A 21,145-nucleotide genomic window follows, 5' to 3' on the forward strand; every position below is an offset into this window, starting at 1 on the left:
ATGGGTGCGATGCGGCAAGGTGGATTTGCGTTGTTTCGATAAATCCCTATAATGCGCGGCCCGCGAATGATCGCGGCAGTCGGATATGACAACAATTTTTTTGCGAGGTTAGACAACTATTATGAGTGCCGAAAATCTCCATGTCGGTGTGATCGGCGCAACCGGTGCGGTTGGCGTCGAGCTGATCAACGTAATGTTTGATCGCAAGTTCCCTGTGGGTGAACTCACCCTGTTCGCTTCCGAGCGTTCAGCGGGCAAGACCGTGGAGACTAAATTCGGCACTAAGACCGTCGCGCTGTTTTCCGTTGAAGAAGCCAAGCAGTGCGACATTGTCTTCCTTGCTGTTTCGGGTGATTTCGCCAAGGAATATGCTCCTCAGATCGCCGAAGGCGCGGTTGTGATTGATAACTCCTCGGCGTTCCGTCTGAATGACGATGTTCCACTGATCGTGCCGGAAATCAATGGCGACCTTGCCAAGACCGCAAAACTGATCGCGAACCCGAACTGCACCACGGCGATTGCCGCCGTTGCACTTTGGCCGCTGCATCAGGCATTTGGCCTGAAGAAAGTGATCGTTTCGACCTATCAGGCCGCATCAGGTGCCGGTCAGCCCGGTATGAACGAACTGCGCGCAGGTCTGGCGGCCGGTCTTGAAGGCAAGCCGGTACCGGCTGAGGTGTTCTCATCCCCGCTGGCCTTTAACGTTATTCCGCATATCGATAGCTTCCAGGATAACGGTTATACCCGCGAAGAGATGAAGGTGACCTGGGAAACGCGCAAAATCTTTGGCGCGCCGGATCTGCCGGTATCGTGCACCGCGGTTCGCATCCCGACAGAGCGCACCCATTCCGAAGCGATCGTGGTTGAGACCGAAAAGGTCGTTACCCCGGATGCCGCCCGCGAAGTGCTGGCAAAGGCCAAGGGTGTCAAACTTGTCGATGATCCGGCAAACAACAAATACCCGATGCCGATGACTGCGACCGAACAGTACGATGTCGAAGTTGGCCGCATTCGCACCAACCTGATCTTTGGGGATCACGGTCTGGAGCTGTTTGTTGCCGGTGACCAGCTGTTGAAGGGTGCTGCCCTTAACGCTGTTCAGATTGCCGAGGCATCCATCGCCGACTGATCGCGATCCGTCCGGATTGTATAGAAAACACCCCCGACAGAGTGTTCTGTCGGGGGTGTTTTTGTTCGCGAAGGTTTGTTGTGCTGGTCTGTGGATCAGGACAGCGAGATGTGATCACGACCCGACGCCTTGGCGGTATAAAGCGCGTTATCCACACGTGCCATCAAGGTATCCAGGTCTTCGCCGTCACGATATTCCGTGACGCCGGCGCTGATCGTGACTGGGATATGATCGCGGCCAAAGCGGACCGGGGCATTGCGCACATCATCGGCAAGATCCCGCGCCTTGGCCAGGGCTTCCTTGCGATCTTTGCCGGGGAACAGGATGACAAACTCATCTCCACCCCAGCGGCAGATTACGTCTGCTTCCTGCACGTTCTGGCGGATCATGGTCAGAACTTCGCGAAGGGCAGCATCCCCGCCCGGATGGCCATAACCGTCATTGATTTCCTTGAAACCATCAATGTCAAAGCACATGACCGACAGGGCTGTTTTCTGACGCTTGGCGTTCTGTGCTGCCTGAGCAAAGAGCATGTCAAAGACCTGGCGGTTAAAGGTGCCGGTCAGTTTGTCCCGCGAGGCCAACTCTTCGAGACGTTTTTGATAATTGCGCACAGTCAGAAAGGCGACGAGCCCGACGATAACCGTGATCAGAAGCGAGATCGCAATATTGATAAACAGCGTGTTTTGCAGGCGCGCATCGGAAGAATAGTCGCTTTGTTCGACAATCAAGAGCCAGCCAAATTCGGGCACCAGACGGCTGTTGACGAAATAGGTGTGTCCGCCATCTTCGTAGCTGATCGATGCGCCTGGCGATGTCAGGATTTTGGTTGCCTGATTGCGCATGCCCGGGCGTTCCTGCAGGCTGTGCGCATCGCCAAAGCCGCTGCCGCGCAGGGTGACGTGGCCTTCTGTGTCGATGAAATAGATCGTTCGGCCATAGCGCGCCTGATAGGTCTCAATCAGGTTGGTCACGGAACTGACGGCAAGACCGACACCGGTAATACCGATGACATTGCCGTCATAGTCACGCACCTGATAATTGACGAAAATCGACATGCGCGAACGATCAACCGTGTCCTGATCGATGTTGATTTCATAGGGCTGCTTGCTGTCGCGCGCCCGGAAATACCAGCCATCTGCCGGATCATCTTCACTGACCTGCTTGATCACGCCGGTCGGGTGATAGTAGTTCCGGGTTTCCTCGGAGATAAAATAGGACGTGATGGTGTCATAGCGTGACTGGATCTCGGCAAGATACTTGGTGATCCGTTCCTGATCTGTCTCACCCGACAGCACCCAGTCACGAAAGAAGGTGTCATGGGCCATCAGCGAAGAAATAAAGATCGGCTGCAGCAGATCGCGCTGAATCTCCGAATAGATGTTGTCGCTGGTGAGCGGCAGTGTGCTCTCGGAGATTTGTTCTTCAAGGGAATCGCGCGCGACATAAAAGCTCACAAAGCTTGTTGTCAGAAACCCGACAGCAAGCAAAACGCACAGAACAATCGCGAAGTATAATTTCTTTCCCCGCACGGGAAGCTCCCCAATAGACAGTCACAGGTGGCAATCGATGATTGGATACATCGTTTATGGCCCGCCTAATCTAGGGGAAACTGCGTCATGTTGCACGACACAAAATCAACTACCCACCGGTTTGTATGGGGCAGTTGCTGTTGGGGAAGTCTATCGAAACCGGGGCGCGATTTGGAACCTTTCTGACCCGTCGCCCAACATGTCGAAATCGCGGGAATTCTTGGCGTATGTGCGGGACTGTCGGGGGATTGTCAGGGGCCGTGTAGCGTTTCTAGTTGGCGAATGAGGCCCGGGCGGCGATTGCGAATATTGGCTGTTTTTATGGGAAAATTGCTTGTTTCGTCAGGGTGTTCGCGTGAGTAAAGTCCGAAAAGGACTGGACATTGTGGCGTCATGTGCCAAGAATTTCGCTGCTTGTGATGAATGGGGTACATGTTGACCGGTTTTTCGGGTATGCAGTGCCTCCCAGAACAGAACATCAGACGCACCATATGCCGTTTTTCCGGGGGGATTGCACGGCGTATGTGCCAAGAGGCGTTTCATTGATCGATTTCCGTCCCATTCTTTTCATCGTTGGCATTCTGCTGTGTACGTTGTCGATCGGCATGTTTATCCCGGCACTGGTTGACCTGTATTACGGTCAACGCGACTGGATCGTGTTCTCGGCGGCGTCCTTTGTGTCGCTGTTTGTCGGCGGCGCATTGATCATGATGAACCGCATGGATAATCTTAAGATCAACTCCCGCCAGGCCTTTATTCTGACGACGTTAAGCTGGCTGGTTTTGACTGCGGCATCGGCATTGCCATTTGCCTTTTCCGATCTGGATATGTCCTATACCGACGCGTTCTTTGAGGCGATGTCGGGCATCTCGACGACCGGGTCGACGGTGATGGTCGGCCTTGATAGTGCGCCGCAGGGGATCTTGTTGTGGCGGGCATTGTTGCAGTGGCTGGGCGGGATCGGGATCATTGTGATGGCGATTGCCGTCATGCCGATGCTGCGCGTTGGCGGTATGCAACTTTTCCGCATGGAAAACTCGGACAAGTCTGACAAGGCGTTCCCGCGTGCGACCCAGATCGCCATGGGCATTGCGATACTTTATCTGGGCTTTACCGCCCTTTGGGCGATCATGTTGTGGTCGGCGGGCATGACACCGTTTGATGCGATTGCCCACGCAATGACGACGATTGCGACCGGCGGATTTTCGACAAAGGATGCGTCGATCGGGCATTACGACAATGCGACCATCGATGTCATCATTACGCTGGGGATGGCGACAGGGGCGCTTCCATTCATTCTGTATCTGCAAATGCTGCGTGGACAGGGGAAACCGCTGTTTCGGGACAGTCAGGTGCGCTGGTTCATTACAATTGCCGTGACGATCATTGTCGGTCTCGCACTGTGGCATTCCAAAACCAATGGTGTCGACTTCCTGTATGCGCTGCGCTTCACGTCGTTCAATATCATGTCGGTCATGACCGGTACGGGCTATGCCACAACGGATTACGGGCTTTGGGGCCCGTTTGCAGTGACGGTATTCTTTTTTGTCATGTTTATTGGCGGCTGTGCGGGCTCGACAACTTGCGGGGTGAAAATCTTCCGTCTTCAGGTTTTGTACGAGATCGCCAAGATTCAGCTGTCACACATGCTGCGCCCGCATGGTGTTTTCATTGCATACTACAACCGCAAACCGCTGTCCGAAGATGTCACGGAATCGGTGCTGAGCTTCTTCTTCCTGTTTGTTTTCTGCTTTGTGGTGCTTGCGGCGGCCCTTGGCGCGATGGGGCTCGATTTCATTACCGCGGTGTCGAGTGCCGGTACGGCAATTGCCAATGTTGGGCCGGGTCTGGGACCAATTGTCGGGCCGTCGGGGAACTTCGCAACCCTGCCGGACGGGGCCAAGTGGCTGATGTCGATCGGGATGCTGATTGGCCGTCTCGAGGTCTTTACGGTTCTGGTCCTGCTGTTCCCGGCCTTCTGGCGGGACTAAACAAAACTCAAAACGATTAGCGCGAAAATTTCAAGCACCTGCAGGCGACGCTTGCAGGTGCTTTTTCATGTGGTTGACATTATAGGACAATTGACCTAATTCTAGAAATAGGACAAACGTCCTAAATCAGGTTGAATTGTGCGGATAGATCAAAACATGGCAGCAGAAACACGGGATCGAATTATCGAGGCAGCGGACCTGCTATTTTATCAGCAAGGGTTTGAAGCCACGTCATTTGCAGATATTGCGGCCAGTGTCGGCATATCGCGTGGCAATTTCTATCACCACTTCAAAACCAAGGATGACATCCTTGATAGCGTGATCAACCGGCGTCTTGCCACTACCGAGCAGATGCTTGATCGATGGGAAGTGACCGGATCAGACCCCGCTGAACGCATTCGAAGCTTCATTCATATCTTGATTGTTAATGGCGAGAAGATCCGGAAATTCGGCTGCCCGGTGGGGACGTTGTCGTCAGAATTGGCGAAGTTGAACCATGCCGCGAAAAGCGATGCCGCCGAACTGTTTACTCTGTTTCGCAGCTGGTTATGTCGCCAGTTCGAACGGTTGGGCTTTGGCGAAAGATCGGATGAACTGGCCATGCATGTCCTTGGCCGAAGCCAGGGTGTCGCGACCCTTGCCAATGCGTTTGACGATGATGGTTTCTTGCATCACGAGGTCGATCTGATGTGTGCCTGGCTTGACGATCAGATTGCCAGACTTGCCACCACCAACAACTCAATCAGGGAGTAGAGGATGTTTACGATTTTTTTGAAGTTTGCTGAAAATCGCGAAAAGGCCCTGGAATTCATGGACGCGCACAAAGCATGGATCAAGCAAGGCTTTGATGATGGTGTGTTTCTGATGGTCGGGAGCCTGCAACCCAATATGGGCGGTGCCGTTCTGGCGCATGGTGTGTCACGAGATGCGATTGAAGCCCGTGTGAATGATGACCCATTCGTTGCTGAAGGCATCGTTACAGCCGAGATTTATGAAATCTCGCCCGCGCGCACGGATCAACGCCTTAATTTTCTGATGGCTTGAACCATGAGCAAAACATCAATCGGAACGGACGGAAAATGTCGGTGCGCATGGTGTGATGCTGCGCCCGAATTTAACGCCTATCACGACACGGAATGGGGCTTTCCGGTTACCGATGACATCCGGCTGTTTGAGAAAATCTGTCTTGAAGGGTTTCAGTCGGGATTAAGCTGGCGCACGATCCTGAGCAAGCGGGAAAATTTCCGCAAAGCCTTTGCCGGGTTTGATTTCCATAAGGTTGCGGAATTTGATGATGTGGATGTTGAGCGCCTGCTTGCGGATGCCGGGATCATCCGACATCGCGGCAAGATCGAAGCATCGATTAATAATGCCAAACGGGCCTGCGAGATGGTCGCACGGGAAGGGTCACTTGCCGCATATTTTTGGCGCTTTGAACCGAAACCAGACGAAGTTGACCCTCCACAGTCAGCGTCGACATCGCCAACGTCAGTTGCACTTTCCAAGGATCTCAAAAAACGGGGATGGAAGTTTGTCGGGCCGACGACCGTGTTTGCCTTCATGCAGGCGATGGGCCTGATCAATGATCACGCGCAAGGTTGTTTTTTACGACAACAGATTGACGATATTCGTCAGTCGATGGTGCGGTCAACCTGAAACACAGCGATAAAAAACACCCCTTTCCCGGATGTGGGCAAGGGGTTTTGAGGGCGGGGACCGGTGCGGATCCCCTGATGATAATCCGGCAAGGATTATGGGGCTTTGTCGTTCCGTATTTCTTGAAGTCCAGCCAAGGGGACAGCTACAACAGGGTATCGGGCGGCTTCAAAATCAATACGGTACGGCAGTAAATCAGGTGGCGACACCGAACCTTGGGTCAGGAGCGGATCGGGGATCGGGATCAGGCCCGGCATCGCCATAACCCAAAGTGACAAATGCCAATCAAAAGATAAAATCGAATATCAAATAAAATTCGATAGAAAAAATCTATGATTTGGGTGCGTTGCGATGGTGCGATGCCGCAGAAATCAACTGTTGATCGGTAATTTGACTGTGAAAACAGCGCCGTCTGGTCCTGTTGCAGTGAGGCGAAGTTCACCGTTATGGGTGCTGATCAGTTCGCGCGCGATGGCAAGACCAAGTCCCGTACCGCCTTCGCGTCCACTGCCAGCAAACGGTACGAACAGGTTCTTGATCGCCTTTTCAGGCAGTCCCGGTCCGTTATCGGTGATGATAACGTCAATGAAATTGTGCGTTTTTCCCGGTTCGGTGCGGCTTTCCGTACCGTTTTCTGGTTCAGGCTGAATTTTGTGGGTGATGGTTACAACAGTGGCCCCGGCTTCGATCGGGTTGCGCATCAGGTTGCTAAAGGCGCGAAACAGCATGTCGTAATCGGCTTCAAGCATGACATCGTCGGGAAGGTCGATCTCGATACGGGTTGGGCAGGGTTCATCGTCCTTGCGCGCATCACCCATAACACCATCAAGAAGCTGCTCGCATTTTTGCAGCAAGATCTGATCACGGATTTCTTCAATCAGCTCAATCAGGGTAAAGGTCGCCAAATCACGTGGCGGCGGGGTTTCACGCGCAAATGACAGGGTTTGTTCACTGATATAAACCGCGCGTTCCATCGATGATAACAGGCGTGGCACAACAGCGCGGACTTCGTCATCTTCGCTTTTGGCAAGTTGTTCTGTCATCAGCATCGAGGTGGCCAACGCATTGCGCAAATCGTGACTGATCTTGGTGGCTGCCGTGCCAAGGGCGGCAAGGCGGCGGCGCTGATTAAGCATCGCCTGAATGTCTTGCTGCATCATCGCCAGTTCCTGGCGCGCCACACCAATCTCGTCATCACGTTCGCCCGGCGTGATCAGGGCAGCTTTGTCCTGCGGGTCTTCGCGAAAACGAATCATGTCATGGGTCAATGTCCGCATCGGGCGGACCAGCAGACGGTTAAGCGCGAAATAGACCAGGCCTGCGGTAAAGAACGAGATCATCAGCGACAGGCCGAACACCCGCCAGCCGAAATTGCGCATGGCCTCAGTGAGGCGATCTTCGTGAACAAGGACTTCGATCTCGAAATCTGGCGCCATGGATGGCATGCCAACCACGCGCAATACCCGATTTTCGGTCTGGCTAAGGGTTGATAACCCCTCCATCAGCGCCATCGGGATCGAGAAATCTGTCAGCTGAACCTCCTTGTCGACCTTGGCGGGCATGTCATCACGCTGAAGCAGCAATTTGCGATCTTCACGCCGCAGAATGACCGCCTCAATCCCGGCATTGGACAGAAGTTCACGTTCAAGATCATCGGGGATCATCTGATCAGGCGTGGCTTCAAGGGCGAGGGCCGCGAGATAGCCTGAATCAAGATGCGCCTTGAGCCAGTCAATGCGAAAGCGTGCGACAGAGGGGGCAAAAACAAACACCTCTGCCAGCATCACAAAACTTACCGTCAGCACCAGAAGGCGCGCGGAAAGCGATTTGGCCCAGGGGGGCAATTTGAGATGCCGGTTATTCATTTTTGGATGTTAGGCCAATAAGGCGAAAAAAGTACAGCAATACAGATGCTTGTTTTCATGCGCGATCCAGGCAAGCCGGTTATCCGAACTTCAGCAGGAACCGCACCAGATTGCGCGTTTTTTCGCTAAACAGACTGGGCGTGTACCAAGCGCCAGCGACGCGTTTGGACAGTTCACCAAGGGTCGGATAGGGCGCTATCATCCCGGCAATTGCGCCGATCTTCATTTTCTTGCTGATGGCAAGCGACCAGACGCCGATCAGCTCGCCTGCCTGCCGCCCGACAATGGCAGCGCCAAGAATTCGGCCTTTCGGCGTGGTGATGACCTTGATGAAGCCTTCGGTTTCGGCTTCTGCGCGGGCGCGATCGTTTTCCGCGTAGTCCCATGTCACAACGCGGATATCATCGCCGAACTTCTCGCGCGCTGTTGTTTCGGTCAGGCCGACCTGTGCCAGTTCCGGGTTGGTATAGGTTACCCATGGCACGCCACTGTGATCGACCTTGGCCGGAAGGCGGAAAAGCGCGTTACGGATCACGATGCCCGCGTCATACCCCGCCATGTGGGTAAATTGCAGCCCGCCGGTGACATCACCAATCGCAAACACCTTGCGGTTTGAGGTGCGCAGACGGGCATCAACCGAAATACCGCGGTCGCTGTGCTCAATGCCGGCATCTGACAAGCCAAGGTTTTCCACATTGGGTTTGCGGCCGGTTGCCAGCAAAAGGTGGCTGCCTTCAAGGGTGATCTCGATGCCCTGATGTTCGATCACGACCCTGATCTGATCATTTACATCAAGGACTTCCTTGGTTTTGGCACCTTCATAAAGACTGATGCCATCGGCCTTGATGCGGTCACGCACCACAGCCACCAGATCCGGATCATCCTTGGGCAGGATGGTGCCCATTTCAATCACGGTCACCTTTGCGCCGAGCTGTTGATGGGCCTGCGCCATTTCCAAGCCGATAGGGCCGCCACCAATAATGATCAGATGATCCGGGCGGCTACGGTTTTCAAAAATGGTTTCGTTGGTGAAATAGCAAACGCTTTCCAGTCCCGGGATGGGCGGAACAGCCGCGCGCGAACCCGTGGCAATGACAAAGCGTTTGGCCCTGATTGTGGTGTCGTCGGCAACGACTTCGCGCGGGCCGATAAAGCGGGCTTCGGCCTGAATAACGGTGCAGCCGAGGTCTTCGAATCGCTCAACCGAATCATGCGGGGCAATGCCCGCAATGACGGAATGCACATGATCGATTGCGCGGCCAAAATCGACATCGACTTGGCCAGTAGCAACACCAAACCGGGATGCACGGCGCGTATTTTCCGCGGCATGACCGGCCGCCAAAAGCGCCTTGGACGGAACGCAACCTGTATTAAGGCAATCACCCCCCATCTTGCCCTTTTCGATCAGGACAACCTTTGCGCCCATCTGGACCGCACCCGCCGCGACAGACAGACCACCGGAGCCGGCGCCAATCACGCAGATATCGGTATCGATGATTTTACTCATGTGAGTTGGCCCCGCTTTTACGTTGGCGCAGTTTCTTATAGGCGACTGGCAACAGGGCCAGCACGGCCAGTCCAATGATCGGGGTCAGGATACGCGGTTCAAAGATGATGCCAAGATCAGGTGTCTTGCCCTGATCAAACAAGGCACCAAGCCCATCGCCGATAGACGCATAGACAAAGGTGCCCGGAATAATGCCGATCATGGTTCCCAAAACAAAGGAGCGCAATTTGACGCCAAGAAGGGCGGGCACAAGATTGACCAGCCAGAACGGGAAAATCGGGATCAGGCGCAACACCATCAGATAGCTGAATGCGTTTTCAGCAAAGCCTTCTTCCATCTTGCGAACGGCGTTACCGGCCTTGGCCCGCATCAGATCATAAAACGCATAGCGCGCGGCCAGATAAACAATTGTCGCGCCAATGGTGGCCCCGACCACAACATAGGTCGTCGCAAGAGGCGATCCGAACAGAAAGCCACCGGTAATGGTCAGGATCGATCCGATCGGCAGAGACAGCGCGACCGAAACAACATAAAGCCCCATAAAGACCAGAACGCTTGAAACCGGATTGTCGGCAACAAAACCCTGCAACAGGTCGCGGTTTTCACGCAGTGAATCAAATGACAGCACATCAAGGATGCCGCTCGCCCATGCCAGAACCAGCCCGCAAATCAGGATTATCACCGGCAAAAGCTTGCGCCAGAGCGGCTTGGGCGCGCCTTTGGTTTCTGCCGGGAATTCTGGTTTCTGGTCGGACAAGTGTGACACCATTGAACTGGTTTTAGTCATTTATTTCAGGCTCTTGCAAGTCGTGTGTTCGCTACGATGTGCAAATCCCGAAAAACAGGATCGCATTATTTGATCCAACATTAGAGAGAAATTTCAAAACTTGCTTATGAACTGCTTTCACCATTCCGTGAGCTGCGATTGTGTTATCCGATGCGTAAGCGCATCCGGATATGCGCAAAAATCCTGAGGGTGTGGCGCTTGACGTAGGGGAAAACTGGTCGTATCGTCAGCGCATCGTGGGATTTGTCGACCGGCTTGCGGCCACGTAAAAAATCGCTAAAGAGGGGTGTTCTGGCTTCGGCCCTGACCCATTCACGCCGGTCAGGGTTTTTTTGTGTCCGGATCACACCAATATCCGGGCATGTAGGAGCAAGACGATGACGACCGAAAAAAAGGCTTCCGATAACTGGCGCGCGGCGACCCGTTCTGTACGTGGCGGCACAGCGCGCAGCGGCTTTTGCGAGACTTCCGAAGCCATCTTTATGAATTCCGGCTATGTGTATGACACCGCCGCCGAGGCAGAGGCCTCCTTTGATGGCAGTGGCCCGGAACGTTATGTCTATTCCCGTTTTGCCAATCCGACCGTTGGGATGTTCGAAGAGCGCCTTGCCCTGATCGAGGGCGCGCAATATTGCCGTGCGACGGCATCGGGCATGTCAGCGGTGTGGAATGCATTGGCAGCCAGCACCAAGGCTGGTGGTCGTGTGGTTGGATCGCGCGCCTTGTTCGGTTCGTGTGAATTTATCCTGACCACGCTACTGCCGCGGTTCGGGGTTGAAACCGAACTGGTGGATGGCACCGACAAAGACGCATGGGAAAAGGCGCTGTCGAAACCAGCAGACGCGGTTTTCCTTGAAACCCCGTCGAACCCGACGCTTGAGGTTCTTGATATCGCCTTTATCTCCGAGCTGGCGCACAAGGCCGGTGCAAAGGTGATTGTCGATAACGTGTTTGCCACCCCGATCCTGCAAAAGCCGATGGAACTGGGGGCTGATATTGTCGTCTATTCTGCGACCAAACACATCGATGGTCAGGGCCGCTGCCTTGGCGGTGCGATCCTGTTTAACGACAAGGAATGGCATGACGAACACCTGACCACGTTCCTGCGTCATACTGGGCCAAGCATGAGCGCATTCAATGCCTGGGTGCTGCTCAAAGGGCTTGAAACGCTAAGCCTGCGTGTTGATCAGCACATCCGCAATGCAACTGCATTGGCCGAATTCCTTACGGAACAGCCACAGGTGTCACGCGTTCTTTATCCGGGACTGGAAAGTCACCCGCAGCACGAATTGGCAATGCGTCAGATGTCTGGCCGTGGTGGTGGATTGATTGCGATTGAGCTTGCCGGGGGCAAGGCGGCGGCATTTTCGCTGCTTGATAACCTCAAGCTGATTGATATTTCCAACAACCTTGGCGATGCAAAAAGTCTGGCAACCCATCCCTGGACCACGACCCATCAGCGTGTGCCAGCCGAAGACAAGGTTGCGATGGGTATTACCGAAGGCATGCTGCGTCTATCTGTCGGTCTGGAAGATATTGATGACCTCAAGGAAGACCTGTTGGCAGCCCTTGCCGTTTAAAAGCTTGGTACAACAGTAATCCTGACATCGATCTGGCCCGTACATTGTGCGGGCCCTTTCGTATTCGCCCCGATCTTATGCCGGTTTGTTTTGACAGGCGACTGGTAGTTTCGGGACGGATTGTTTAGGGTCAGGACCTATTAATTTGATTGGAATGGCATACGTTATATATGTGGGATCCAAGGAAAAGCCCGCCGAGCGGGTGGGAACCCCGCGCAAGGGGTTTGACGCAGGAGCTTGCAAATATAACGTCTGTCCTGCGGATCGATCAGATTTGCACGGCCTACTTTGTCGCAAAAACTTGAAAGATGTATATCTTCCGGCGTTTTTGCTTCGCGTATCCGAACAAATCTGATCGACCATTCGAACCAAATTAATAGGTCCTGACCCTGCATAAAGGTCCATCAATCGCAATCTTGGCTGATGCAAATTGACTGGAACACCCTTGGCCCGGAGATATGCATGTATTCGACCGTAACCCACGACATCAAGGTATCGGTAAAGCCGATGTTCCTCGAGGACGAATCTGATCCGGAAACCCATCGTTATGTTTGGGCCTATCGTATCGAGATTGAAAATCTTGGATCAAAAACCGTTCAGTTGCTGAACCGTCATTGGCAGATTACGGATTCGCGCGGCGAAACCCAGGAGGTCAAAGGCCCGGGCGTTGTTGGCGAACAGCCTGTTCTGGCGTGCGGTGAAAGTTTCAATTACACAAGTGGCGCGCCATTGACCACGCCAAGCGGCTTCATGGTCGGGACTTTCGAGATGACGGATATGGACGGCAATCATTTTGATATTGCGATTCCGGCCTTTTCGCTCGACAGTCCGCATGGGCAACACACTGTGAACTGATCGGATCAGCCAACAGTATCAGTTAAAGCGGGTCAGGAGCCCCACCAAGGCAGGCGTTAATCCTGCAGAATATGACAAAAGGATTTGGTATGTGCAGCGAACATAACCCGGTGAAGCGTCCGACACGCGAAGAAGCAGAAGAAGCGGTCCGGACACTTCTGCGTTGGGCCGGGGACGATCCCGACCGCGAAGGTCTGCGCGGAACCCCTGATCGTGTGGCACGCTCTTATGGCGAATTCTTTGCTGGCTATCAGCAGGACCCGGCAGAAATCCTGCGCCGGACGTTCGAAGAAACCGACGGCTATGACGAGATGGTCGTTCTGCGCGACATTCGCGTCGAATCCTATTGCGAACATCACATGGTGCCGATCATCGGGGTTGCCCATGTCGCCTATTTGCCGCGCCGCCGTGTTGTCGGTATTTCCAAGCTGGCCCGCGTGGTTGAGGTCTATGCCAAACGCCTGCAGATTCAGGAAAAGATGACGGCACAGGTCGCCAACACCATTCAGGAAGAACTCGATCCGCTTGGTGTTGCGGTGGTGATCGATGCCAACCACCAATGCATGAGTACACGCGGTGTGCACAAAACCGGTGTTTCCATGGTGACCAGCCGGATGCTGGGGGCGTTCCGCGATGATCCGATCACGCGTCGCGAATTCTTTGCCATGATCGGTCGCTAACACCAATCTGATCCTGCCATAGAAAAAGGCCGCAGCAGATGCTGCGGCCTTTTTTCATGAACGATGCCGTTTGCGTTCGAGCTAGTCCTTGAAATCGCTATGGCAGGATTTGCAGGTCCGCATCATCTGACCAAGGGCGGCCTTGAAGTCGTCTTCCGAACCGCCATTGGATGCAACGGTTTTAAGGTGACCGGCCTTGGCATTCAGTTCGTTGGAAAGATCGGTGAATGTTGACCAGTCATCCCAAATGTCAGAAAGGGCTTCGGACGGATGTTCGTTGCTGCCTTCGGGGAAAAGGGCGGTAAAGGTTTCGCCGGAATGGCCTTCAATAATGGCGGCGGATTTTGCGACCTGTTCCGGGTCATATGGTAGGGCACCCTTCATCATCGGCACCATGATTTTGACCTGCTGGCCGATGGCCTTCATGCCATCCATGCGTTCCTTCACCACACCGGTCGCGCCTTCATGGGCGATGGCGGCAATACTGACCGTCATGGTGAGCGCCACAGCGGCTCCAACTAGAATTCTCAACTCTCTCATCCCCTTTTATGTGCGTATTTCTCTCATCAACTCTTAGGCAGTTGTCGGATGCTATTGACCAAATCGGGCAAGGATGTGGTCAACGGAACCGACATAATGTCCCCCAAACAGGCGAACATGAACCAATAGCGGGTAAAGGTTATACAAATCACGGCGTTCCTCAAAGAAGCCGGGCGAAATTGGCAGTATTTCGTTGTAGCGCCCAAAGAATTCTGGTGTCAGATCGCCAAATAACGTCCCGAACGCCAGTTCGATTTCCGGGTCGCCATAATAAATCGCCGGGTCAATCAGGCCTGCCAGCTTGTCGGACTGACACAGGATATTGCCACCCCACAGATCGCCATGCAGCAAGGAGGGCTTGCTGTCTTTTGGTAAATAGCGATCAAGACGCTCAATCAACCGATCAATGCGCGCGGCCATGCTGCCGGGCAGTTTACCCTCGTGCAGTGCCAGTTGTGCCATGTGGTGCAACCGGTGCTCGGCAAAGAAGGTGATCCAGTTTTCTTCAGGGGTATTGGGTTGGGGTAAGCCGCCGATCAGGGTGTCAAACTCAAGTTCGAATGCGGTGGAGGTGACTTGATGCTGGGCGGCGAGTTTTTCTGCCAGATCAAGCTGTACAGATCGGCTCATGCGGTTGTCATTGGCGATATAGGTCATCACCAGGCATGTATCGTCCGCATAAACAACGTCCGGGCAGTTGATCGGCGAATGTGCCCTGAAATAGCGCAGCATATCCGCCTCGATCGCAAGGCCGGCGTCGCTACGATTGCTTTGCTTGATCATCAGTTCGCGGCCATCATCAAGATCAGCCCGCATGACATCAGCAACGCACCCGCCCGAAAGCGGGGTGACGGATCGCAGGGCCGATCCCGTGTGGCGTTTGATCAGATCTGCGAGCGCGGTTTTATCCATGACAATCCCTGGTCATAAACGCGACCTAGACGCCGTGCTTTTCACGAATGTCGGATAGAAGCTTGTTTGATGCTTCCTCGATCATGTCAAAGACATCGACAAATCCGTTGGCACCGCCGTAATACGGGTCCGGCACGCTTTGCCCGGCCAGTGTCGGATGGTAATCAAGAAACAGCTCAATGCGATTTTGATGGGTGTTGGGTGCCTGACGGCGCATATCGCGCAAATGTCCGTGATCCATCGCCAGCACATAATCAAATTGCAGATAGTCATCGGGTTTGATCTTGCGCGATCGGATGTCGCTCAGATCAATGCCACGACTTTTGGCCATTTCGCGGGATCGCGGATCGGGCAATTCGCCAACGTGATAGGCCGACAGGCCGCAGCTATCAACGCGGATGTGATCTTCGAGCCCGGCTTCGCGGACCAGCTTGCGAAAAACACCATCGGCGGTGGGCGAACGACAGATATTGCCGGTACAGACGAAAAGAACCTTGATCACGTTATCAATCCGTATTGTCTGGGAATGTCAGAAGGTGCTTTCAACAGTGACATGGCGACACCTTTCGGGCAATGCCCCGTCATGCAGCTGCGCATGCCGTTAAGTACGGATTCTCGCGAAATCCGGTAAATGTAACAGCTTCGTGACATTTTGGGTTCGGCGCTGACAGTCATATCAATAGTTTGTATGATCGCGCCAAGTTTCATCCTTTTGGCGCGTTTTGATGCAGGAATTTGTCTCTTTTGGTTTGCATGTTGCCCTGATCCGGCAACTGGCATGGTTGCCGCGGGGCTATGACCTTGTGCCGGCTGGCACGGTTGTGACTTCTGCCAAGTTGCGCAGCATCATGCTGGCCCTTGAAGAGGTCAATGGTCCGGCTGTCCTTGTGCGTCTGGGGCGCTATTTGGCGGCCAAGGAACAGGAAGCCATCCTGACCATGTTGCGCCATTCGGCAACGCCTGCGGTGATTGCGGATCGCTGGCGCCGTCTGGAAGGCTATTCTCATGCCCGCGCGCGAAGCGAATTTGCCGTGACCGGGAAATCCATGACCATCCATCGTGGCGTTGTCCGGGGGCAGCCACCCGCACGGGTGGAAAACCTGTTGTTGCTTGGGTTCCTGATCGGCTTGCTTGAGGCAGCCGGGGCAGAAGACATGGACGCGACCATTTTGCCCAGTCACGGGCCGGCCGTCCGCGTCATGCGCAAGGGTCGCATCATCGACAAGCTTGCCTTTTCCGGGCGCGGTTTGCGGTTCCGGATCAACTGGGGCAGTTTCGAACAGGTATCATCATCCTATCCGTTCATGGCCAATATGCCGGGAACCGCTCCTTCGATCGGGGCACAGCGCCCGGTGGTGCAGCAACTTTGCACCGTGCTTGAACATGATATCGGACGCAGCTGGACGATTGACGAAGTGGCGGCTGCACTCGACACATCCGGCCGCACCTTGCAGCGCCGCCTGCAGCAGGCCAACAGCCGGTTCTCCGACCTTTTGCGTCTGGTGCGGGTACGTGAAGCCTGTCGCTTGCTCTATGGCACCAACCTGTCGGTCGGCGAGATCGGCTTTTGGTGCGGTTTTACCGATAATGCCCATTTCTCGCGCGATTTCAGACGTTTGTTATCGATGCCGCCTTCGGTCTATCGCGAAGCCAGCATCGGCCATGCCGGCCTGACACGGGCCTGACCCATCAGATACATTCAGTTTGGCTCTGCCTGGCTTGATCGTGGCATGATTGACCTGCCCGGTTTCCTTGGGTATCAGCAGCGCAATGCATGATCTTAATGTGATCATCGTGCCCCCTTCGCATCCAAGAGGCTGCCATGACCGATTCCGTCCAATCTGCAAACGAGTATTCCGGTTTTCTGCCGCCGCGTTTTCGCAATCGGCCGGATGCAGATGATGTGACGGTCAAGACCTGGGCGGTGGGGGATATGCTAACCGATCACACCAATCCAGAAATACCAGCACCGCTGTCGCTGTTTTTTGATCTGGTGGTCCCGGCGGGGAATCGGGCCAACGCAAACGGCTTTGCCATGCTGTGGCTGGATTGCCATCCGCACGAAGAACCGGGCTGGCGCTTATCCATCGGGCATGTGGGATCGCAAGACAATCTGGAAATGGCGGTGGCCAAACCACTTGCCCGACTGGTGGACGCCATGCCGATGTCGGTTTTCGAATGCGAAGACTGGCATCTGACAAGGCCGCTCTGGCGCAAACGGGCAGAGCCGATGAAGCTTGTTTTCTGGGGCGACTTTGCCAAGCATGCGCGTGCCATTCTGGGTCACAGCGACGGCGCATCCTTCTATCAGCCGCTGGGTGCGGGCCTTCGGGTGGATAATGTTGCGGCCCAGTTGCCGCTGCTGGAAGACATGCTGGGCGATCCGTTCCTGCAAAACGGGATGGGGTTTGAAGATGCCCTGCGCCTTGGCATTGCATTGGGGCGGGCGCATTTGATTGAAAGCTGGATCGAGGCTGGTGGTTCGGAAAAGGAACCCTATTTCCGACCAATGAAAATCTGGCATCAGGCGTGGCTGGCGAATGCGCTGATCGACCCGGCGGTGGCAAGCCTTGCCATGTCGGGCAAACCGCCCATGCCGGCTCTTGATTTTGCACCCGACAGCACACCGGCGTCCCGCCGGGCCGCACTTGACGATCTGTCCTCCTGGCTGACGACAGTGTTCTTTACCGACGAACACCCGGCGCTCCGCAATGCCTTTGTCGCCGGGGTACAAAATGCCGTCTGGCTGGATAGCGACCTGCAACAATATGTCCAGCCGCAACAGCGCACCGAGATTTTGCAAGGTCTGATGCCCTATTGCCGCTGGTTCCTCGCCATGGCGCTTTATAACCATCTGGGCAATCTGGCGGCCGGGACAGCACGCGATGATCAAGTCGCATTTTATGCCAGCATGGTCGATGCGCTGCCGGAACTGGCCCCACTTGGGGAGTTCGCAACCCAGCGCGATATCGAACAGCACATCATCCGGATTGATGCCCCGCGTGCGGCATCGGCGTTTGATACGCTGGTCCTGCCTTTCTGCGATCTGTTGATGCCGCGCCGTCAGTTCGACGCCACACGTTCGTGATCACAAGGCCAATACCAAAAACAAAAAGCGCCACCGCATTTAGCCGGTGGCGCTTTTTCGTTTCGATATTGGGCGCGGCTTATAGCTGCTCGGGATGTTCGGGAATGTCACGCGATGACATGATCAGGAACCGGACCGCCAGGCCACTGACCGCGACAAGGCTTGCAATCGCAATACCCCAGAACAACCCCGGCACACCCATCTCCAGCACAAATGACAGATAATACCCGATCGGGATCATGACAAAGATGTAGGAAACCAGATGCAATATCGTCGGTGCCCATTTGTCCCCGGCACCGCGAAGGGCATTGATCGCAGCGTTCTGCCCACCATCCGTCGGGAAAATGATCGGCATCAGGATCAGGACGGAAACCGTCGTCGCGATAACGGCAACATCCTGTGTAAACAGATGCGCGACCGCATTTGGAAACAGATAAAGCGGAATGCTCAGCACGAACATCACAGCCATGGTGGTCAAAAGACCAATCCATCCGGCAAGCGCCATGTCCGGTCGATCCCGCCTGCCATAGGCAATACCAACCCGAACCGAGGTTGCTGACGCCAGACCAAGGGCGACCATAAACATCAAAGCCAAAAGCGTCATGCTGATGCCATAGCTCGCCGCGGCAATGACACCAAGGCGTCCGGCGAAAAGCTGCATGGCGGCAAAGGCACCGGTTTCCATGCCCTGACTGGCGCCTGCGGCATATCCCAGATGCCGCGCATCGCGTGATCCGCGCCACCACCCGGCAAAGCCGTTGCGGATGCCATAAAGATGATGGCTTTTCATCAACAGGATATAACCCAGCAGACTAAGCGCCATGAACCAGCGGATGACACTCGATGTCCAGGCAGCCCCCTCTGCACCGAGTTCCGGGAAACCAAAGGCGCCGTAGACAAGCCCGTAATCCAGAACAAGGTTGATCAGATTGGCGACAATCATCATCACCATGCCGGGCATCGGGCGCTGCAATCCTTCAAGGAAGAAGGCGCACGTAATGTAAATAAGGGCGGCCGGCATGCCGATGGACAGGATCACTGCCAGATCGCCGGCGTGATCGGTGATCTCGGCTGGTTGACCGGTTATGGCAAATAGCCAGTCCGACTGCATGGTCAGGATTGTAAACAGGATGCTGACCAGAATGGCATAGGGCATGGCATTGCGCCAAACCGTCCCGGCTGCCATCAGGTTATCGCGGCCCTTGGCATGCGATGTCATCACCATGACCCCGGTCAGAAGCCCGATGCCTGTGACCATCAAGGATGTGAAGGGCGCATGCGCGATATTGAGGTAGGCCAGTGCCGCACTGTCATAGTTGCCAACCACGATGGTATCGACGACCGCCATGATCAGCATGCCAAGACGGGCAATCGTGACCGGCAGGGCCAGCCTGAACAATTCGCTCAGATGGCGCTTTACCCGGTTATCGGGATAAAGCGGGGTTGGCGAAGTCGCCGGATCAATTGGTGGTGGTGGCGCCGCGGCACCATCTTGTGGGGCAATTGTCATTGGATCGTTTCCTGCATTTTTATCTGGCAATCAGAGATCGGGATCGTGGTGGCGTACCGACCCCTGATACCGTGTTGCCCCGTTTTGCTTTATATGGGGTCTATCTGTTGGCGGCGAACGGGCGCCTTGGAATCGCCATCAGCAATTTGGCCGGATCATCGGTAATCACGGATGTGGCTCCCCAGGAAAACAGTTCCTTGGCGCGTTCGACATCATTGATCGTATAGCAAACCAGCGGCACACCGGCATCGACAATCTCTGCGGCATTCACCGGTGTCAGGGCCTTGTGATCAATATGGATGGCCGATGCGCCAAGGCGGGCGTATTCGGCCTTCCAGTTTTCCGGCAGGGTTTCAAGCAACCAGCCGCATGGCAGGTCGGGCATGTGCTTGCGCATATGCGCAACGGCCACGTCATCAAAACTTGAAATCAGAATCGGTGGCACGGTTTTGGACGTGCCAAGTTCCTTGATGACTTCTTCACACAGACGGACCGGATCGCACCCCGACGGTTTGATCTCAAGGTTGGCGCCCATATCCATGAAATAAAGGGTCTCAAGCGTATCGGACAGGGTCGGAATACGTTCACCTTTATACATGTCTGAAAACCACCCGCCGGCATCAAGCCCGCGCAGGGTTTCGAAATCGCTGTGATGAATGGGCCCCGTGCCGTTGGTGGTGCGTTCAAGCGTATCGTCATGAATAAGGACGCAGTTGTCGTCAGAACTCAGCGTGACATCGCATTCGATCCATTTGGCACCGCGTGCACCGGCAACGCGAAAGGCGGCAATGGTATTTTCCGGGGCTTCAATCGAAGCACCACGATGGGCGACAATGTGCGGGATCTCGATCACGGATACGGGCCTTTTATATATGTGGGGCTGCAACACCGAAAACAGTTGGCAAGTAAGCCATCGGTTGGTGTGGTGGTGCAAATAAACTCAATGCGATTCTCTTACGCGACTTGGATTGTGTGAAAAAGCGAAAATCTTGTTGCGATTTGAACGCTTCCATTTTCGTTTTCGCCGCGAAGTCATTGGACTCCATATTGTAATCAAAGGCACAGAGTCGGTTTTTGCCTTGGTTCCCGGTGTTATGCGTTGATGTGGGTCGAGCTATGCAAGGATCTGTTTTCTACGTGAAACCCCCGAAAGCCAAGGGTTTGTGCGGACCGTTTCGGGGGTGAAAAAAACAATCGCCGAAAATCTCCATAAATCTCGAAAAAAGGTGTTTACAGGTTCGGATTGGGGCCCTATAACCCGCCTCCACCGACGGGGTGCGGCGCTAACGAATGCGGCGACGCGGAACGGCGGTTTGGGGCTTCGGCCTTTGAGTTCTTTGACATTGTAGATCAGAAGGAAGGGATGCGCGGGCAGCGTTATGGCGTAAGTCTGTGCATCCTGGAGACGACGGATCAGTTTGAATTTATTCAGATTGATTTGTGGTAACCACCAAAATGTGCAGACGTTAATTTTGAAGAGTTTGTCTTAGAGACAAGCTTGGATTGAACATGA

19 protein-coding genes and 1 riboswitch are annotated in these 21,145 nt (G+C 54.6%); of the genes, 10 read left to right on the forward strand and 9 right to left on the reverse strand.

Going from position 1 to position 21,145, the window contains the following annotated elements:
* Window positions 1-121 precede the first annotated feature (121 nt).
* On the forward strand, window positions 122-1,129 hold the full coding sequence (locus ACXAIA_RS17965) for an aspartate-semialdehyde dehydrogenase (RefSeq protein WP_475350560.1): 1,008 nt from the start codon (window positions 122-124) through the stop codon (window positions 1,127-1,129).
* 95 nt (window positions 1,130-1,224) lie between these two features.
* Here the strand turns inward: ACXAIA_RS17965 and ACXAIA_RS17970 are convergent, their stop codons facing one another.
* Complete coding sequence (locus ACXAIA_RS17970; protein WP_475350561.1) at window positions 1,225-2,661, reverse strand: sensor domain-containing diguanylate cyclase; 1,437 nt, start codon at window positions 2,659-2,661, stop codon at window positions 1,225-1,227.
* A gap of 542 nt (window positions 2,662-3,203) precedes the next feature.
* On the opposite strand from ACXAIA_RS17970, the gene ACXAIA_RS17975 reads away from it, so the two are divergent.
* The 4 genes from ACXAIA_RS17975 to ACXAIA_RS17990 all read left to right on the forward strand — a co-directional run bounded on the left by ACXAIA_RS17975 (window position 3,204) and on the right by ACXAIA_RS17990 (window position 6,308).
* Entirely contained in the window at window positions 3,204-4,652 is a 1,449-nt protein-coding gene (locus ACXAIA_RS17975; RefSeq protein ID WP_475350562.1) for a TrkH family potassium uptake protein, read from the forward strand.
* Between the two features lie 156 nt (window positions 4,653-4,808).
* Window positions 4,809-5,405, forward strand: coding sequence for a TetR/AcrR family transcriptional regulator (locus ACXAIA_RS17980; protein WP_475350563.1), 597 nt, complete (start codon window positions 4,809-4,811; stop codon window positions 5,403-5,405).
* Window positions 5,406-5,408: 3 nt separating this feature from the next.
* A complete protein-coding gene (locus ACXAIA_RS17985; RefSeq protein WP_475350564.1) occupies window positions 5,409-5,696 on the forward strand; it encodes a YciI family protein in 288 nt (95 codons plus the stop codon).
* A gap of 3 nt (window positions 5,697-5,699) precedes the next feature.
* Window positions 5,700-6,308 carry a DNA-3-methyladenine glycosylase I gene (locus tag ACXAIA_RS17990; RefSeq protein WP_475350565.1) on the forward strand — a complete coding sequence of 203 codons (609 nt, stop codon included), beginning with the start codon at window positions 5,700-5,702 and terminating at the stop codon, window positions 6,306-6,308.
* Window positions 6,309-6,679: 371 nt separating this feature from the next.
* Here ACXAIA_RS17990 and ACXAIA_RS17995 read toward each other — a convergent pair whose 3' ends face one another.
* The 3 genes from ACXAIA_RS17995 to ACXAIA_RS18005 all read right to left on the reverse strand — a co-directional run bounded on the left by ACXAIA_RS17995 (window position 6,680) and on the right by ACXAIA_RS18005 (window position 10,467).
* Window positions 6,680-8,173 (reverse strand): ATP-binding protein, encoded by a 1,494-nt coding sequence (locus ACXAIA_RS17995; RefSeq protein WP_475350566.1) that lies wholly within the window; start codon window positions 8,171-8,173, stop codon window positions 6,680-6,682.
* 79 nt (window positions 8,174-8,252) lie between these two features.
* Complete coding sequence (locus ACXAIA_RS18000) at window positions 8,253-9,680, reverse strand: dihydrolipoyl dehydrogenase family protein (RefSeq protein WP_475350567.1); 1,428 nt, start codon at window positions 9,678-9,680, stop codon at window positions 8,253-8,255.
* Window positions 9,673-10,467, reverse strand: a complete 795-nt coding sequence (locus ACXAIA_RS18005; protein WP_475350568.1) for a TVP38/TMEM64 family protein — start codon at window positions 10,465-10,467, stop codon at window positions 9,673-9,675. The genes ACXAIA_RS18000 and ACXAIA_RS18005 overlap by 8 nt, the downstream gene beginning before the upstream one ends.
* 226 nt (window positions 10,468-10,693) lie before the next feature.
* A riboswitch (SAM riboswitch) is annotated at window positions 10,694-10,768 on the forward strand.
* Between the two features lie 76 nt (window positions 10,769-10,844).
* Between ACXAIA_RS18005 and metZ the strand changes: the two genes are divergently transcribed.
* The 3 genes from metZ to folE all read left to right on the forward strand — a co-directional run bounded on the left by metZ (window position 10,845) and on the right by folE (window position 13,582).
* Window positions 10,845-12,047 carry an O-succinylhomoserine sulfhydrylase gene (gene metZ, locus ACXAIA_RS18010; RefSeq protein WP_475350569.1) on the forward strand — a complete coding sequence of 401 codons (1,203 nt, stop codon included), beginning with the start codon at window positions 10,845-10,847 and terminating at the stop codon, window positions 12,045-12,047.
* A 462-nt stretch (window positions 12,048-12,509) separates the two neighbouring features.
* Complete coding sequence (apaG, locus tag ACXAIA_RS18015; RefSeq protein WP_475343899.1) at window positions 12,510-12,902, forward strand: Co2+/Mg2+ efflux protein ApaG; 393 nt, start codon at window positions 12,510-12,512, stop codon at window positions 12,900-12,902.
* 89 nt (window positions 12,903-12,991) lie between these two features.
* Window positions 12,992-13,582, forward strand: a complete 591-nt coding sequence (gene folE, locus ACXAIA_RS18020; RefSeq protein ID WP_008889129.1) for a GTP cyclohydrolase I FolE — start codon at window positions 12,992-12,994, stop codon at window positions 13,580-13,582.
* An 81-nt stretch (window positions 13,583-13,663) separates the two neighbouring features.
* Here folE and ACXAIA_RS18025 read toward each other — a convergent pair whose 3' ends face one another.
* From ACXAIA_RS18025 to ACXAIA_RS18035, 3 genes are read right to left on the reverse strand one after another with little or no spacing between them, the layout of a single operon-like run.
* Window positions 13,664-14,113, reverse strand: coding sequence for a c-type cytochrome (locus tag ACXAIA_RS18025; protein ID WP_475350570.1), 450 nt, complete (start codon window positions 14,111-14,113; stop codon window positions 13,664-13,666).
* A 60-nt stretch (window positions 14,114-14,173) separates the two neighbouring features.
* Window positions 14,174-15,034: a fructosamine kinase family protein gene (locus ACXAIA_RS18030; RefSeq protein WP_475350571.1), complete on the reverse strand. Its 861-nt coding sequence runs from the start codon at window positions 15,032-15,034 to the stop codon at window positions 14,174-14,176.
* 25 nt (window positions 15,035-15,059) lie between these two features.
* Window positions 15,060-15,536, reverse strand: a complete 477-nt coding sequence (locus ACXAIA_RS18035) for a low molecular weight protein-tyrosine-phosphatase (RefSeq protein WP_475350572.1) — start codon at window positions 15,534-15,536, stop codon at window positions 15,060-15,062.
* A gap of 223 nt (window positions 15,537-15,759) precedes the next feature.
* Here ACXAIA_RS18035 and ACXAIA_RS18040 point away from each other — a divergent pair, with 223 nt between their 5' ends.
* The gene (locus tag ACXAIA_RS18040) at window positions 15,760-16,719 is read left to right on the forward strand and encodes a helix-turn-helix transcriptional regulator (RefSeq protein WP_475343909.1); all 960 of its coding nucleotides are present in this window, start codon (window positions 15,760-15,762) and stop codon (window positions 16,717-16,719) included.
* A 137-nt stretch (window positions 16,720-16,856) separates the two neighbouring features.
* Window positions 16,857-18,122, forward strand: a complete 1,266-nt coding sequence (locus ACXAIA_RS18045) for a hypothetical protein (RefSeq protein ID WP_475350573.1) — start codon at window positions 16,857-16,859, stop codon at window positions 18,120-18,122.
* Window positions 18,123-18,201: 79 nt separating this feature from the next.
* On the opposite strand, the gene ACXAIA_RS18050 is transcribed toward ACXAIA_RS18045, so the two are convergent.
* Together ACXAIA_RS18050 and ACXAIA_RS18055 are read right to left on the reverse strand one after the other, a co-directional pair.
* Window positions 18,202-19,632 (reverse strand): MATE family efflux transporter, encoded by a 1,431-nt coding sequence (locus tag ACXAIA_RS18050; RefSeq protein WP_475350574.1) that lies wholly within the window; start codon window positions 19,630-19,632, stop codon window positions 18,202-18,204.
* 100 nt (window positions 19,633-19,732) lie between these two features.
* Window positions 19,733-20,485, reverse strand: a complete 753-nt coding sequence (locus tag ACXAIA_RS18055) for a glycerophosphodiester phosphodiesterase family protein (RefSeq protein ID WP_475350575.1) — start codon at window positions 20,483-20,485, stop codon at window positions 19,733-19,735.
* Window positions 20,486-21,145: the final 660 nt, after the last annotated feature.

It is taken from the genome of Thalassospira sp. ABL2_045, from assembly GCF_056161285.1.

Excerpts from the sequence above, each read along its gene's own strand:
- ACXAIA_RS17965 (WP_475350560.1), top strand. The coding sequence starts at position 122 with ATGAGTGCCGAAAATCTCCATGTCGGTGTGATCGGCGCAACCGGTGCG.
- ACXAIA_RS17980 (WP_475350563.1), top strand. The coding sequence starts at position 4,809 with ATGGCAGCAGAAACACGGGATCGAATTATCGAGGCAGCGGACCTGCTA.
- ACXAIA_RS17985 (WP_475350564.1), top strand. The coding sequence starts at position 5,409 with ATGTTTACGATTTTTTTGAAGTTTGCTGAAAATCGCGAAAAGGCCCTG.
- ACXAIA_RS17990 (WP_475350565.1), top strand. The coding sequence starts at position 5,700 with ATGAGCAAAACATCAATCGGAACGGACGGAAAATGTCGGTGCGCATGG.
- ACXAIA_RS17995 (WP_475350566.1), bottom strand. The coding sequence starts at position 8,173 with ATGAATAACCGGCATCTCAAATTGCCCCCCTGGGCCAAATCGCTTTCC.
- ACXAIA_RS18000 (WP_475350567.1), bottom strand. The coding sequence starts at position 9,680 with ATGAGTAAAATCATCGATACCGATATCTGCGTGATTGGCGCCGGCTCC.
- ACXAIA_RS18005 (WP_475350568.1), bottom strand. The coding sequence starts at position 10,467 with ATGACTAAAACCAGTTCAATGGTGTCACACTTGTCCGACCAGAAACCA.
- metZ (WP_475350569.1), top strand. The coding sequence starts at position 10,845 with ATGACGACCGAAAAAAAGGCTTCCGATAACTGGCGCGCGGCGACCCGT.
- apaG (WP_475343899.1), top strand. The coding sequence starts at position 12,510 with ATGTATTCGACCGTAACCCACGACATCAAGGTATCGGTAAAGCCGATG.
- folE (WP_008889129.1), top strand. The coding sequence starts at position 12,992 with ATGTGCAGCGAACATAACCCGGTGAAGCGTCCGACACGCGAAGAAGCA.
- ACXAIA_RS18030 (WP_475350571.1), bottom strand. The coding sequence starts at position 15,034 with ATGGATAAAACCGCGCTCGCAGATCTGATCAAACGCCACACGGGATCG.
- ACXAIA_RS18040 (WP_475343909.1), top strand. The coding sequence starts at position 15,760 with ATGCAGGAATTTGTCTCTTTTGGTTTGCATGTTGCCCTGATCCGGCAA.
- ACXAIA_RS18045 (WP_475350573.1), top strand. The coding sequence starts at position 16,857 with ATGACCGATTCCGTCCAATCTGCAAACGAGTATTCCGGTTTTCTGCCG.
- ACXAIA_RS18050 (WP_475350574.1), bottom strand. The coding sequence starts at position 19,632 with ATGACAATTGCCCCACAAGATGGTGCCGCGGCGCCACCACCACCAATT.